At 40.3% G+C, this 14,380-nt stretch carries 13 protein-coding genes; 10 read left to right on the plus strand and 3 right to left on the minus strand.

Annotated elements, in window-relative coordinates; translation table 11 throughout:
- The first annotated feature begins 149 nt into the window (after window positions 1–149).
- The 4 genes from asnS to J7I93_RS17935 all read left to right on the plus strand — a co-directional run bounded on the left by asnS (window position 150) and on the right by J7I93_RS17935 (window position 3,602).
- Window positions 150–1,445: an asparagine--tRNA ligase gene (asnS, locus tag J7I93_RS17920; protein WP_214727274.1), complete on the plus strand. Its 1,296-nt coding sequence runs from the start codon at window positions 150–152 to the stop codon at window positions 1,443–1,445.
- Between the two features lie 216 nt (window positions 1,446–1,661).
- Window positions 1,662–2,372 carry a DnaD domain-containing protein gene (locus J7I93_RS17925; RefSeq protein ID WP_214727275.1) on the plus strand — a complete coding sequence of 237 codons (711 nt, stop codon included), beginning with the start codon at window positions 1,662–1,664 and terminating at the stop codon, window positions 2,370–2,372.
- Window positions 2,373–2,415: 43 nt separating this feature from the next.
- Entirely contained in the window at window positions 2,416–3,072 is a 657-nt protein-coding gene (nth, locus tag J7I93_RS17930; RefSeq protein ID WP_214727276.1) for an endonuclease III, read from the plus strand.
- Window positions 3,069–3,602 carry a YpoC family protein gene (locus J7I93_RS17935; RefSeq protein ID WP_214727277.1) on the plus strand — a complete coding sequence of 178 codons (534 nt, stop codon included), beginning with the start codon at window positions 3,069–3,071 and terminating at the stop codon, window positions 3,600–3,602. The genes nth and J7I93_RS17935 overlap by 4 nt, the downstream gene beginning before the upstream one ends.
- 171 nt (window positions 3,603–3,773) lie before the next feature.
- Here J7I93_RS17935 and J7I93_RS17940 read toward each other — a convergent pair whose 3' ends face one another.
- Together J7I93_RS17940 and recU are read right to left on the minus strand one after the other, a co-directional pair.
- Window positions 3,774–6,446, minus strand: coding sequence for a penicillin-binding protein 1A (locus J7I93_RS17940; RefSeq protein ID WP_214727278.1), 2,673 nt, complete (start codon window positions 6,444–6,446; stop codon window positions 3,774–3,776).
- A gap of 38 nt (window positions 6,447–6,484) precedes the next feature.
- Entirely contained in the window at window positions 6,485–7,099 is a 615-nt protein-coding gene (gene recU / locus J7I93_RS17945; protein ID WP_214727279.1) for a Holliday junction resolvase RecU, read from the minus strand.
- Window positions 7,100–7,398: 299 nt separating this feature from the next.
- Here recU and J7I93_RS17950 point away from each other — a divergent pair, with 299 nt between their 5' ends.
- The 3 genes from J7I93_RS17950 (at window position 7,399) to J7I93_RS17960 (ending at window position 9,495) form a co-directional block, all read left to right on the plus strand.
- Window positions 7,399–8,391, plus strand: a complete 993-nt coding sequence (locus tag J7I93_RS17950; protein WP_214727281.1) for a DUF2515 domain-containing protein — start codon at window positions 7,399–7,401, stop codon at window positions 8,389–8,391.
- 390 nt (window positions 8,392–8,781) lie between these two features.
- The gene (locus tag J7I93_RS17955; RefSeq protein ID WP_214727282.1) at window positions 8,782–9,045 is read left to right on the plus strand and encodes a hypothetical protein; all 264 of its coding nucleotides are present in this window, start codon (window positions 8,782–8,784) and stop codon (window positions 9,043–9,045) included.
- A gap of 72 nt (window positions 9,046–9,117) precedes the next feature.
- On the plus strand, window positions 9,118–9,495 hold the full coding sequence (locus J7I93_RS17960; protein ID WP_214727284.1) for a YppE family protein: 378 nt from the start codon (window positions 9,118–9,120) through the stop codon (window positions 9,493–9,495).
- Between the two features lie 29 nt (window positions 9,496–9,524).
- On the opposite strand, the gene J7I93_RS17965 is transcribed toward J7I93_RS17960, so the two are convergent.
- Window positions 9,525–9,740 (minus strand): YppF family protein, encoded by a 216-nt coding sequence (locus J7I93_RS17965; RefSeq protein ID WP_110064189.1) that lies wholly within the window; start codon window positions 9,738–9,740, stop codon window positions 9,525–9,527.
- A 697-nt stretch (window positions 9,741–10,437) separates the two neighbouring features.
- On the opposite strand from J7I93_RS17965, the gene J7I93_RS17970 reads away from it, so the two are divergent.
- The 3 genes from J7I93_RS17970 to J7I93_RS17980 all read left to right on the plus strand — a co-directional run bounded on the left by J7I93_RS17970 (window position 10,438) and on the right by J7I93_RS17980 (window position 14,328).
- Complete coding sequence (locus J7I93_RS17970) at window positions 10,438–11,022, plus strand: YppG family protein (RefSeq protein WP_214727285.1); 585 nt, start codon at window positions 10,438–10,440, stop codon at window positions 11,020–11,022.
- Window positions 11,023–11,333: 311 nt separating this feature from the next.
- On the plus strand, window positions 11,334–12,197 hold the full coding sequence (locus tag J7I93_RS17975; protein ID WP_214727286.1) for an ABC transporter permease subunit: 864 nt from the start codon (window positions 11,334–11,336) through the stop codon (window positions 12,195–12,197).
- Window positions 12,190–14,328, plus strand: coding sequence for an ABC transporter permease subunit (locus J7I93_RS17980; RefSeq protein ID WP_214987875.1), 2,139 nt, complete (start codon window positions 12,190–12,192; stop codon window positions 14,326–14,328). The genes J7I93_RS17975 and J7I93_RS17980 overlap by 8 nt, the downstream gene beginning before the upstream one ends.
- Window positions 14,329–14,380 lie beyond the last annotated feature (52 nt).

Below are 14,380 nucleotides of genomic sequence, written 5' to 3' on the forward strand. Positions count from 1 at the left end.
AAATCAACAGGCAAATTTAACAGAGCCAATGAAAAATATCATTTATTATGTTGAAAACTACTGTATTATTGCTTGTCAGAGGGCTGGAAGGTATAATATATAGCGATACATAAGAAGCGATTGCTTAGATTTTTTGGAGGGAACATAAATTGACAAAAACAACAATTTCTCAAGTTCATAAATATGTTGACCAGGAAGTTACCATTGGAGCATGGATTGCCAATAAACGATCAAGCGGAAAGATTGCTTTTTTGCAGCTTCGTGATGGAACAGGCTTTATCCAGGGAGTAGTCGTGAAGGCTGAAGTCCCTGAAGAAATATTCCAAGGTGCAAAATCAGTGACACAGGAATCTTCGGTATATGTTACTGGCAAGGTTCAAACGGATGAACGTTCACCTTTCGGCTATGAGCTCCTGGTAACCGGGCTTGAAGTCATTCATCAGGCTGTGGATTATCCAATTACTCCAAAAGAACATGGAACTGAGTTCTTAATGGATAACCGCCATTTATGGCTGCGCTCCCGCCGCCAGCATGCAGTAATGAAAATTAGAAATGAAATTATCCGTGCAACATATGAATTCTTCAATGAGCAGGGATTCTCCAAGGTGGACCCGCCAATTTTAACAGGAAGTGCACCGGAAGGAACTTCAGAGCTTTTCGCAACTAAATATTTTGATGAAGATGCATATTTATCACAAAGTGGCCAGCTATATATGGAGGCAGCTGCTATGGCGCTTGGAAAAGTTTTTTCATTCGGACCGACGTTCCGTGCTGAAAAATCCAAAACACGCCGCCATTTAATTGAATTCTGGATGATTGAGCCTGAAATGGCTTTCTGCGAATTCGATGATAACCTTAAAGTCCAGGAAGAATATGTTTCCCACATAGTGCAATCCGTTTTGAAAAATTGTGCAATTGAACTTAAGACACTTGGCCGCGATACAGACAAGCTAGAAAAGATTACAGCTCCATTCCCGCGCATCACATATGACGAAGCGATTAAATTCCTTCAGGAAAAAGGCTTTGATGATATCAAGTGGGGTGATGATTTCGGTGCACCACATGAGACGGCTATTGCTGAAAGCTACGACAAGCCAGTCTTTATCACACATTATCCAACATCCCTGAAACCTTTCTATATGCAGCCTGATCCTTCAAGGGAAGATGTGGTATTATGTGCAGATTTGATTGCTCCTGAAGGTTATGGAGAAATAATCGGGGGGTCTGAGCGTATCCATGACTTTGATCTTCTTAAGAAGCGCCTGGAGCAGCATAATTTGGAAATGGATGCATACAAATGGTATCTTGAATTGCGTCAGTACGGTTCTGTACCGCATTCCGGTTTCGGCCTTGGCCTGGAAAGAACAGTTGCATGGATAAGCGGAGTGGAGCATGTACGTGAAACAATCCCGTTCCCTCGTTTGCTAAACCGTTTATATCCATAATGTAACTGCCCGTTAATCCGGGAAGAAATGAATATTAGCAAAGCAAAAAATCCGCCATCACGCGGATTTTTTACTTCTTGTGATATCGAATGAACATTCTGAAGTTAGAAGGCCACATGTCTTGCCAGTCAAGATAAAACTTCATGGAAAACTTACCGGTTATTCTCCTCACTTTAGTCTTTATGTTCATGATATACTTAAAAGGAGGTGTCCCTAATGTCAAAAAAAAGTTTATTGAAATGGCTTCAGGAAGGTAATATTTCCATCCCTGGAGTACTGTTAAGCCAATATAAAGAAATGAATCTGAATGAACATGAACTTGTTTTGTTACTGCATGTAATTTCCTTTATAGAACATGGGAATGAGTTTCCCACCCCAGTTGAATTATCTTCCCGCATGACTATATCTGTAGCAGAATGTACGGAGATGCTAAGAAAATTAATTCAAAAAGGTTATATTGAGATTAAAGACAGCTATTCAGCTGATGGCATCCGTTTTGAAAAGTACCATCTTGATCCGCTTTGGGAGAAGCTTATTGACCAATTTCTTCTTATCGGCAAAAAGGAAGAGGCGGTTAGGCTGCAGCAAGACGAAACAGACCTGTATACATGCTTTGAAAGGGAATTTGGCAGGCCACTTTCGCCGTTTGAGTGCGAGACACTTGCACTATGGATGGACGATGACCACCATGATCCCCATATAATTAAGGCTGCACTAAGAGAATCTGTCCTGTCCGGTAAACTAAACTTCAGATATATAGACAGAATTTTATTTGAATGGAAAAAGAATGGCATCAAGACAATTGAACAGGCTAAAAGCTACGGAAAAAAATTCAGGCAAAACCAATCTCAGCAAAGAAATAAAAGAGAAGATATACCTTCCCAGACAACCAAGTCAGTTCCTTTTTACAATTGGCTTGAACAGTAATGGTAATTCTGAAAAAATAGATAAAAAGTAAGTGGTGATTTCTTTGTTAAATAAAACACAAATCCGATATTGCCTTGATACAATGGGAGAAATGTTCCCGGAAGCACACTGTGAATTAATTCATTCCAATCCCTTTGAACTTGTAATAGCAGTCGCTTTGTCTGCGCAGTGTACCGATGCGCTGGTAAATAAGGTGACAAGAAATCTGTTTCAAAAATACAAAACTCCGCAGGACTATCTTGAGGTTCCATTAGATGAGCTGCAGGAGGATATCCGTTCAATTGGGCTATATCGGAATAAAGCAAAAAACATCCAAAAACTTTGCCGGATGCTCCTTGATGACTATAATGGAATCGTGCCCCGAGACAGGGATGAGCTGACAAAGCTGCCGGGTGTCGGCCGTAAAACGGCCAATGTAGTTGTATCTGTCGCCTATGGTGTCCCGGCTATTGCTGTTGATACTCATGTAGAACGTGTCAGTAAAAGGCTTGGTTTCTGCCGCTGGAAGGACTCCGTTCTAGAAGTGGAGAAAACATTAATGAAAAAGGTGCCCATGGATGAATGGTCCGTGACCCATCATCGCATGATCTTCTTTGGAAGGTATCATTGCAAAGCTCAAAATCCTCAATGTGAAATTTGCCCTCTTCTGGACCTGTGCAGGGAAGGAAAAAAGCGGATGAAGGGTAAGCAAGAAAAATGAATGGGCAGCTAATCATCCCCATTGCAGCTCAGCTTTGCCAACCTTTATTCAATAAGCAGCAGGAAGAGATAACACTAGACGAAAGAATGCTTAAAATCCAACATCTTGACCCGCCATTTTTGTATGATGCTGCATACTACGCCGGGATAGAGGCCTTAAAACCTTGGGAAAAAAAAGAAGAGTGCATTCCTGTGCTGCAGGAGGAATGGAAAGAACAAAAATGGATTCTTGATAAGTGCTTTGCTAATCGAAACCAAAAAGCTGCCGAAGAACCGATAAAAACAGCCATTGGGTTATTTCTGCAGCTATTATTTTGGACAAACGGCAAGCCTGTTGATTTTCAAGCAGAGGTGGGGGAGTTGAAGATAAAACCAGTTAACCTAGAGGAAAGACTGGATTTTATATTTGAGCGTCCAGCTTCTTACCACGCCTATATCCAGCTGTCCGAACTGATGTATGAAATAGAAAAGCAGTATATGAAGCATATTACATTGGAAAATATAAAGAAGAAAGCGCCTGGAGGAAAATAGGCGTTTTTTTATTTAAACATGTTTAAAGGGTGGTAGTCCCGCAAAAATGGGTTCCATCCGGGCTCATATTAAGAAGTCGGGTTTATAAACGTCGGATTCGGCACACAACATCGAATCACGCTCAACATCGAAAAAGCTGACTCATATTTGAGTCAGCTTTTTTGATTTACTTTAATTGGTAGAATTTGATCCGGACCCTGAGCCAGTTCCAGAACCAGAGCCTCCAGAATTGCCGCCTGTGCCGTCTCCAGTGCCTGTTCCGGTACCGGTACCGCCATTTCCGGTTCCAGTACCGTCGCCGTCACCTCCACCTTCACCTTCACCAGTGTCGTTACCTGCGTCTTCACCGTCACCTTGGCCATCTTCATTTCCGCCATCGTCTTCAGAACCGCCGTCATCCTGGTTACCGCCCTGTTCGCCGTCTTGGCCATCCTGGCCTTCTTGACCGGTATCGTCCTGTTCTTCTCCTTCAGCATCATCTTCCTCAATGATGCTTGGATCAGGGATTTCAACCTTGACAGATGCAGGATCACTTTGCTGGTTTCCTCGAATGGCTGTTACTTTAAAGGTATAGACAGCGCCGGGTTGCGGGTTGGCAACCTTTAAGCCCTTTTCGGATGTAGTGCTAAGCTGCTGGTCGCCGCCTTCATTCACCGATACGGTTACCTCAAACTGAGTGCCTTCCGCATCATTTGGATATTCCCAAGTAAGTGTGATTTCATTTGCTGCCTGGTCATAGCTTGCTCCCAAGCCGGATGGTGAGTCCAGTTTATCAAATTTCTCAGATACTTCTGTTGGAGCATTTCCTTTTACAGCATATTCATAAATAATTTGGTCTTTTGGTGTGAATTGGCTTGCTAGTTTAGCAGGGTTGCTGCCTCTCTCAATCGCTACCTTTTCCACAGTCTTAGGAACTTTAAAGTCTGCTGTTTCTTTCCCTTGGGATACATGTGCCATCAAATTGCTAAAAAGTTTTTGGGCAATTTTTTGGTCAGCACCCGCACTGATATAGTTCTTTCTGTCTTGATATCCCGTCCAAATGGCTGCAGTATAGTTTGTCGTATAACCCGCAAACCATGCATCAGGAACAGCCCCATCTGGTATTCCAAATTCTTGTTCTTGTTCTTTAGAGTAATTCGTAGTTCCGGTTTTTCCTGCTATAGGGAGACCTGGAACGTCAGCCAAACGGCCAGTTCCATATGATGATTTCACAACACTCTTAAGCATGTCACTGATCATGAATGCTGTGTATTCCTTCATGACAACTTCAGATTCAGGTTTTAAATCAAGCTTTGTTCCATCACGCATTTCAATTTGTTTTACTGCATGCGGTTCCGTGTAAAAGCCATTGTTTCCAAAAGCACTATAAGCCCCTGCAACCTGCATGGATGAAACCTCATAAGCACCGATAGAATAGGATTCATACATTTCATCCATTGGAATACCTAAGTTCTTGGTGAATTCGAGTGCTTTATCTGTTCCTACTTCCTGCAAAGTTTTCAAGGCTGGGATATTCCGTGAACGTGCGAGCGCTTCACGCATGGACATTGGGCCCATGTGCCTTCCATCCCAGTTGTTGATTTCTGTTCCGCCTGTATACGTATGAGGTTCATCCACAATTGTATGGTAGGTACCCCATTTTAAATACTCGATTGCAGGACCGTAATCGACAATTGGTTTAAAAGTTGAACCTGCGTGTCTCTTTTGGTCCACAGCGAAATTAAATCCGCGCTTAACTTTTTGGTTCCGTCCGCCGCCAATCGCCCTGATTTCGCCTGTTTTAGTATCAAGAAGGGTAATACCAGCCTGGAATTCTTCATCTGGATATTCAACAGCCTCATTTGTGTTTAAAATCGTTTCAACATGCTTCTGTGCATTAGGATCCAGTGTTGTATAAATCTTTAATCCATCAGAATAAGGATCGAGATCCGGGTACTTCTTTTCAACCTCGTCTAATACCACATCTATAAAAGCATCATAGTTGGATTCATCAGTTTCTCTTTTATCTTCTGCTACAAGAGTGGATTCAACAGGCACTTTTTGCGCTGCTTCCATTTCTTCCTTAGATATGAAACCATGCTGATTCATAAGTGAAAGGACAATATTTCTCCGTTTTTCTGCTTTCTCAGGATAGTCGAACGGATTGTAGTTGTTGGGGCTTTGCGGCATGCCTGCCAAAAGGGCAGCTTCATGCAGCTCCAGTTCATCTAATTCTTTATCAAAAAAGATCTTCGATGCTGTTAAGACACCATGGCCTTCTGACATATAAATTTTGTTGACATACATTTCGAAAATTTCCTGTTTTGTATACTTTCGCTCAAGCTGGAATGACAGCCATGCTTCCTGTGCTTTCCTGCTAAGCGTTTTATCATTATTTAAAAATGAGTTCTTGACTACCTGCTGGGTGATCGTACTGGCTCCCTCTGAACCAAATCCACGGGTTACGTTGGCAATCACTGCTCCGCCTAATCGAATTAAGTCCATCCCATTATGTTTATAAAAACGGACATCCTCAGTTGCCAAAAAGGCATTCTCAACAAGTTTGGGTATATCTTCATAGGCAACATAATCCCTGTTTTCAGATCCTACATCTACAATGAAATTGTTTTCCATATCATAAATTTGTGAAGAAATCGGATCCTTTAATAGCTTTTCATCAAGCTTGGGAGCATCTTTAATCATAAAAGCAAATGTGCCAGCACCTAAAAGCATTCCAGCGATTCCTAGAGCAATTAAAATAAGAAAAATACGTTTAAAAGTACCTGAAGCTTTCTTCTTCCCCTTATTTTTTGGCTTGGATTGCTGTTTGCGGCGCTCCTCTCTTGATTGATATTTTTCTGCCATATATATGTTCATCCTTTCTGACAATCAGACTGAAAAAATTAGTAGTTAAGGTTATAAAGATAATCTATTATCTTAATATAGTCAATTCTGGGCTGAAATCCAAGCGGGATGTGATGCCCGCTGCTTTCAATTTCTGTTTTTGTAATAGATTTTCTTCCTCCATCCTTCATTCTTTTCCAGTAGGTGAGCAAATAATGCGCCTCTAAGAGGTAGACTTCTTCAGTTGCTGAAAAGCGAAGAAGGACAAAGCAAATTCCTCTCTGGGCCAAAACTGTCTCCATATGCTTAACTTGGTGTTCATGAAAGTTTTTAAGCGGAAAAGAGGTGGTGTTTTGAGTTTCCTTTGCTTCAAAATCAATATATTTACCTTTATAAACACCATTATAATCTGTTGTTGATGCTTGTTTAAAATATGCCTCTTTGATTACTGCTGCACTTCTCTTTGGATAATCTACCTGTACAATTTGGACAGGTGTAGGCTTTTTATGGATGGAAGCTATGCCGTGTTCCAGGTAGAACTCATTTGTTTCATTTATATCTTCCTCCAGAGTCATCCCGCGATTGCTGTAGGACCATTTTTGCTCTGCTTTCATTGTTTTTGTACTTTTGGCAGCAGGGACATATTTCCTGCCATTCGGATAATGGAAATTCATGCAGTCACCCCGTTTTAAACTACTCCCTATCATAACAAAAGTCAGCAATCTTTGGTTGAATAAAAAGTTCTAATTAACAAACGCTAAGGGAAACTTTCGTCATTGGGTGCCTTTTCGGCTGAAGGTTTGTTGAGCATCGTCGACACCGCCACTAAGAAGTTGCCAAACAAGTTTAGTCTTGTTAAACAGATCTTGTCGAAACGGCCAGTTAAGCCCTCAATGGCTTGGTTTTAGCTGAAAAAAGTTTTAATGATGTTTCGCCTGCGTTAATACTTATTCATTTCCTGGGGTGAAATGCTATGTTTTTACCTGGAAAATATACCTTTGCTCGTTTTGCAAAAAACGAGCAATTATTAATAAAGCACATTAACAAAATGACTGCAAAAAATAATATTGATAATATTTCCAGGACAGATGCTTATTTTGATTTTTATAGGGAGCACCCTGAAATATGCTGGGCTTTTCTTGCCTCCATGGTGTCGCGTAACGCGGGATGGAATATGTGCGATCTTGAAGGCGCCTGCTTCCCAAAGCTTATTGGAAAGCAGGTGAGGGATATGCTTTATCTAACATATGAAAGAGCTAATTGGATGATCTTTCAGGATGCATATCCTCAATTGCTCATCTATCATTATTCGACGAAAATGAATCGGCCAATGTTTCATTTATTAAAAACTTTTCATGTTTCATCATTTATGGAACAGGAATGGATGCATTTCTGGAGTGAAGGAAATAAAAAGAGGTTAATAATTTCACTTATTATTAATGAACAGAATGTGATCCAAGAGCCAGTGATGGAACACCCTGTTTATAAAAATAAAGTCTTTCATTCACTGCTTTTTTGCTTTCAGGATTATTTTCATTTTAGCTCTGTTATCTTTCCTACATGTAAAGGTGAATTATACGGAGCCAGTGTTAACGGTTTCAGGTCGGTGTCTAAAAGGATAGATCTCGGAAAAAGGCTTGCTGAAATTTTGTTCGATCCCGGTTATTATACGGCTATTTATGAATTCGCATCCACCACAATTCATACAGGCTCAAGACACGACTATGAAAAGTATTTTAAGAGGAGGGTACCAAGAAACACTCCTTTCCTACGCTGTACATACCCTATAATTAATCATCACATTCATCAATTTAATGATTGGTCTTCAAAAAAGCGAATTCAGAAAAAATGGCAAAAAGAAACCGTAAGTCAAAGACATCCAATCCATATAACAGAGTGGTATTTGCACAAACAAAAGCAGCTGAAAGCAGCTGCTTGGCTGGGGAACCTGTTTAATTCCAAATAAAAAAGCAAGGAATTTTCCTTGCTTTTCCCATTGAGGTTCCTAAGTTGATGGACGGTCAGGGCCTTCTAGTTTTTTATTTCCATAGCCTGTCTTTGTTTCTTCTAACTTCTTAGGCTGAACCTTATTTTGTTTTTCTTTTTTTGCCATTAGTAAACACCTCCGATATATAGTTTGTTCAATGGCTTTTTTTTCATTCCTTGGCGGATGTCGAATCAAAGAATTTTACATGAAAATAAGTACTTTCTTTGGCGAATCTCTTCTAGTTTTGTCAGCGTTGAAGGAAACCTCTTTCCCGGAGAGAAATATGTAGGCACAACAGCAAAAAATTTATCGCTGCTTACACACTAAGGTAAAAGGAAAGCAAGGAGAAAAGAATGGGGAGGTTTTTACATGCAAGGGAAAATCGTTGAAAAAAAAGAATTGCTGGCTATGCTGACGGAAATACATGATCAGCTTGAGGAGCTTGAAAGCGTTCTTGAATCAAATTTATCAGGCCTTCGCCAAAACTGGTATGAAGATCAGACAGATAAGATAACAATTTGTGGAAATAAACTCGAAACGATTGAAAATGAACTGACAGCCTTCTCCGAAACAAAGTCTGAGACAGAAAATGCCAAAGGGTCTAAAAGCATGCAGCTTGAACTTGGCTTTTAAGTGAAATAAAATAGCACTAAGATTCAGTAGCTAATTTATAATAGCTACTTTTATTTTTGGAGCTGATAATCAATGGGCAATGAACAAGAACTGCTGAAGCTAACAGAAAAGTTAGTAGCATATGTACAAGCTTCCGACGACAAGTTTAAACGTGTAAAGGAGTCAGGGGAAAAGGGGAATTTCTATAACGAAGTGAAGCCTTTTGCAGATGAAGTTAAAGCCATAAATGATAGGTGGAAGACAGAAGCGGTAGTGTGGGTAAAAAAACATAAGCCGAAAAATCTTTATCCGCAGCAAGTCGAATCGGCTTCTGAGCACATCGAGATGGTTTCCATTCAGGCATTTTTCCCTGAAACAAGCAAAACAAGATTCATAAATTATGTGAACTCAGCAATATATGTGCTAAAACAATTAATAGTTTTATTAACAGAAGATAAGAGGGGAACCTAATCGGTTCCCCTCTTTTGCGCAGTTCTCTATTAAACATTAATTGAATCATGGAGGGAGCTATCTTTATAGCTTTCCGGAACCGCAGCCCCTTGAGCTTCGAGCTCACGAACAAGATTGCGATAATCTGTACTGGAAATTTCATTATGGATGTAGGCCTTTTTGGCAAAATCCAATAACTCATTAACATTTTCAGGAGTATACTCCCGTAATTGCTGAAACTTCTTTTTTAGTTCGTGAACATTCATTTGATAATGCCTCCTCTTAATATTGATTCGCGAGCTCCTCGCAGTACCGTGACATGAATAAGGGGACAAGAAATAGTTTGTTTTTTTATATCCTAACATGAAAAATAATTTTTCATCGTTTTTAAAAAAATCAAACTTCCGACATGTTTCCGCATCGTTAGACAAAAATAGAAAACGCTTCCAAAAGATCGTTTATCTGTCTATCGGCAGGTACTTATGAAAGTGCAGGAAGAGTTTTTAATGACTGAAAAAGAACATTAGGCGTTTTCGGCTTTTCACACTCTGGGCATGTATTACATATATTGTATTGATGAAGTGAAGGTAGGCAATATACCTATATCATAACTAATAAATATCTTATATTTAGGCTGTTACCGCAAACTTTGCTGCTTTTTAAACAAGTATTGCGGAGAGGTTGATTTCCGCTCCAGGCTGCTCAAGCTTCCGCGGGGCCGGCAGTGAGCCTCCACAGCGCGCAGCGCCTGTCGGGTCTCACCTGTCCCACTACTCCCGCTGGACTTTGAATAAACATTCTTGAGTCATCACCGCACGAAGGAAATGCGAATGCATTTTCGAGGAGACTCTCACCTTACGCTCCAATTAACTAAGCTTATTTATCAAAGCGCTATTTAAAAACAAAAACAATCTTTAAGAAATCAGTCTACATTTATTATTGTAATAAGGAGGGTGTTTGCCCATGTTTGGCCGAAAAACAAATAGAGCCAGCCATTTCCAGCCATACGGCCATTGGAACCAGTTTTCTTCCAGTGATCCATTTTACTTGGGGATGAATGGCCAACATTATATGAGGCAACAGCCAATGCACGATTTTCAGGTATCATCGGGACAATGGAATCCTTACTATGCTCCATATGGTATGACCTACCAGCAGCCTTATCCTGTACAATATCCAATGCAGGATGCACAGCCCAATTATGGTCCTAATCCATATCCTTCACAGGGCTATGGATCCAATTATTATCCTGCTCCAGCCTCACAAAACACTAGCATTTTTCAGAATCCATTAGAATCGGAAGAATACTATGGAACTAATTCTAAGCAGCAGCAGCCAGTGTCTCCTTATCCGTATATGAACCCGTATCCTAAACAGTCATTCATTCCGAAGCAGCCTTCTGGAGTCCAGACAATTATGAATTCATTTAAAGCACAGGATGGCTCGCTGGATCTCAATAAGATGGTGGATACAGCCGGTCAAATGATGAATGCTGTAACACAGGTTTCGTCGATGGTGAAGGGGCTGGGAGGAATATTTAAAGTTTAGTTTTTCCTAAAGGGCCGTTAAGGCCTTTTTATATTGGGATGAAAAATCAGACTTGAAAAAAAATTGAATATATTTGAAAATGGAATAGCTGGTCTATTTTTGGGATGGCTTTGTTCATAGGCATTGTTTTACTTTGGAACTTTGTTGATTGTACAAAAAACAGAAGGCGATTTTGCAGAGCTTTTGCATTTAAAAAAATATGTCAAATCATGCGGTAAATAACTCACTCATTTACTGTTGAATGATTGACAAAATTTAGATGAAAGTGAAAAAATAGAAAAATGACTAGAAGTCATTAAAGGGGGGGTATTATGGTTCGAGCTGTACAGCAAATATTTATTATATTTGTTTTAATTTTACTTCTTGCCGCTTTGCCAAAAATCGTTTCAGTAGATCAGATGGATGGAGGCATGGATTGGAAATATGACAGACTGCCTGAGATTTATGGGGATTTTATCACAGAAATAAGCCATGGGAGCCTTGGAACATATCAGCTGGGCATGCAAACCCGACCGATAGCAGAGGACATCGGAGATAATTTTTTAACCAGTTTACAAATTGTTTTAACGGGTGTAATTTCAGCAGTCTTCATTAGCCTGTTATTTGGTATATTTATAAGCAGATTCCGGCCAACGAAAATCTTTGGCATGTTCTTGAATATCCTTGCAGCCATTCCTGATTTTATTATCATCGTCATGTCCATGATTCTTGCTGTAAAAGTATATAAAGTGACGGGGGTAAGAGTGATTTCACTAAGGCCGGATGGCGGCGCGCTTAACATCTGGTTCCCAACCATGCTTGTGGCCATTGCACCCACATTATATTTGTTTAAGCTCGTATCGGTAAAGTACTATCAAACCAGCGGTGAAGATTATATTAAAACGGCTGTTGCAAAGGGTATGGGCTTAAGTTACATAAATTTTCAGCATGTCTATAAAAATATAGAGCCTTTCATTAAAGCAGAGCTTGTTAAAGTAATTTCTTTGGCGATCGGCAATTTGTTTATTATTGAATACATCATGAATGTTTCTGGTATTACAAAGTTTGTGTTCCAAAGTCATGAAGTGCAGCCAATTGCAATTGGATTGTTTGCCATGCTGTTAATATCTCTTATTGTCTATGTTTCAATTAGACTTTTATTCTATCTGTTTAAACGGGGTTTTATTTATGAATAGGCTGCTAAAGGTAAATTACTCATTATATATTGGAACCTTCCTGGTCACAGTACTGCTTTTTTTCTGCATTTTTGGCCCAATGCTCGCTCCGCACTCATTGACTTCGACGCTTGAAACGCAATATACAAATGGGAAAGTGCTGGCACCGCCCATGGAGCCTTTTGAATCAGGCTCTTACCCTCTGGGTACAGATAAATGGGGCTATGATCTAATGTCTATGATACTGAATGGGCTTCGATATACGGTCATTATAGCTGCTGCTGTAACCGCCATTAAAATGGTTTTTGGGACAATTATCGGCTTGTATATTGGAACCTGGAAAAAAACTCCCGGATGGATGATTGCTTTCGAAAATGCCTGGAGCTATGTCCCTCTTTTTTTAATTTTATATTTTTTTCTATCACCGATTAGCTTTAATAGCTCCTTGGAAACAAGCACACTTATTGGCTATTTCATTATAATAGCGTCGGTAGTCAGTATTCCCAGTATTGTTTCGTCAGTAAGACTTAAAACAGCCGAATTATATCAATCCGTTTATATTGATGCCGGAAGGGTACTTGGGGCAAACAAGCACCGCCTTATATGGAAGCATATCTTTCCGCAATTAAAGGAATCTTTTTTAGTCATGTTTATTCTGGAGATTGTCTATGTGATTGCTCTTATGGGGCAGCTTGCTCTCATGAATATATTTGTGGGCGGTACGATCATGAGATATGATCCGATCATTTATCTTTCTGTAACAAAAGAATTGGCAGGCCTTGTCGGCCAGGCAAGAGGGAATATTTATGGAAGCACCCATATCTTGCTTGTGCCATTAATCGTGCTTTTATATACAACCGCCTCCTTTAGCCTGCTTGCCAATGGGTTAAAGAATCGTTTTCAATCCAACTACCAGCGTACACCTTGGATTAAGACTGGGCATGAGCCCCAGGTGCTTCCAGCGAGAAAGCAGTATAATGCAAAGAGAGGTTTTTGGACGCTTTCCACTCCTAAAATCGCTCTGGGCGCGCTGGTAATTGCTTTCGCTGGCGCAGGTATTTATGTGACAGCTACAAAGGACGCGGATATAGGTGTCAAAAGCGGCAGCCAGGCTGAATATAACCTCGCTTTGAAAATGAATGCAAACGGGTCCTTCTCAGCTGATGCGGATATTCAATTAAAAAACAAATCAGATCAGGAATGGGAAGAACTTGTATTTTACTTTATCCCCAATGTCTTTAAAGAGGGACATCAATTCAAATCCGTTGAGGGACATTCCGAGTCAGAAATTAAAGAAGTGACCTTGAATGGGCAGAAAGCGAAGTATACATTAGAGGATGATACTTTAACAATCGCTGTCAGTGAAGGGATGACAGATAGAACTAAACACAGAGTAAGGATAAAGTATAGCTTTACAGTGCCTGAAAAAGGCAGCCGTTTTTCAAAGGTAAGCCCTAACTATTATCTTGCTCAGTGGTATCCAATGGCAGCGGTTTACCAAAATGGCAAGTGGAATAAAGAGCCTTATAAAGAGGGGCTGGAAACATATCATACCGGCTTCTCCGATTTCAAAGTTTCATATAAATTGCCTAATGGATATACATTTGTTTCAACTGCCGAAAAGGATCCTGAAGCGGAAAAGAACGAAGGAGCCGTTAAAGCAGAGAGAGTCAGGGACTTTTTCATTGCTGTCATGAAGGATATGGATATGTATGAAACGGAAGCTGAGGATGGTGTAAAAATCCGGTTATTTACGAGAAATAATCATGACAAAGATCCGGCTGCTTCTCTGGAACTCGCCCGTAAAGCACTGTCTTTTTATCAGGAGAACATAGGAGACTATCCCCATAACCAGCTCGATATTGTTCTGGATGAGGGCCAGTTTATGGAGTATCCCGGAATCGTAACCATCAACCCTTACATAGAGGATAAACGATTTTATGATATTTCCATTGTCCATGAAATTGCCCATCAATATTTTTATGGAGTGGTAGCTAATGATCCCTATCATCACGCATGGGTTGATGAAGGGATGACAGAGTTTGCCACATCCATGTATTATTATGCTAGTGAAAATCAGCCCGAACCGCAGGCGTTTGGAATCTCCCGTTATCGAATGGAGGCAATTGAGGAAGAAGGTCTTGGCAGGTAGTATTCTAATGTCCCGCTTGATCAGGTAGTACATACTGGCTTTATATATGGCC

Source organism: Bacillus sp. ISL-47, assembly GCF_018613175.1.
In the GTDB taxonomy this organism is placed as follows: domain Bacteria; phylum Bacillota; class Bacilli; order Bacillales; family Cytobacillaceae; genus Cytobacillus.

Bases quoted from the DNA above. Each gene is read 5' to 3' on its own strand.
- J7I93_RS17925 (WP_214727275.1), top strand. From the start codon at position 1,662: ATGTCAAAAAAAAGTTTATTGAAATGGCTTCAGGAAGGTAATATTTCC.
- J7I93_RS17935 (WP_214727277.1), top strand. From the start codon at position 3,069: ATGAATGGGCAGCTAATCATCCCCATTGCAGCTCAGCTTTGCCAACCT.
- J7I93_RS17940 (WP_214727278.1), bottom strand. From the start codon at position 6,446: ATGGCAGAAAAATATCAATCAAGAGAGGAGCGCCGCAAACAGCAATCC.
- recU (WP_214727279.1), bottom strand. From the start codon at position 7,099: ATGAATTTCCATTATCCGAATGGCAGGAAATATGTCCCTGCTGCCAAA.
- J7I93_RS17950 (WP_214727281.1), top strand. From the start codon at position 7,399: ATGTTTTTACCTGGAAAATATACCTTTGCTCGTTTTGCAAAAAACGAG.
- J7I93_RS17955 (WP_214727282.1), top strand. From the start codon at position 8,782: ATGCAAGGGAAAATCGTTGAAAAAAAAGAATTGCTGGCTATGCTGACG.
- J7I93_RS17960 (WP_214727284.1), top strand. From the start codon at position 9,118: ATGGGCAATGAACAAGAACTGCTGAAGCTAACAGAAAAGTTAGTAGCA.
- J7I93_RS17965 (WP_110064189.1), bottom strand. From the start codon at position 9,740: ATGAATGTTCACGAACTAAAAAAGAAGTTTCAGCAATTACGGGAGTAT.
- J7I93_RS17970 (WP_214727285.1), top strand. From the start codon at position 10,438: ATGTTTGGCCGAAAAACAAATAGAGCCAGCCATTTCCAGCCATACGGC.
- J7I93_RS17975 (WP_214727286.1), top strand. From the start codon at position 11,334: ATGGTTCGAGCTGTACAGCAAATATTTATTATATTTGTTTTAATTTTA.
- J7I93_RS17980 (WP_214987875.1), top strand. From the start codon at position 12,190: ATGAATAGGCTGCTAAAGGTAAATTACTCATTATATATTGGAACCTTC.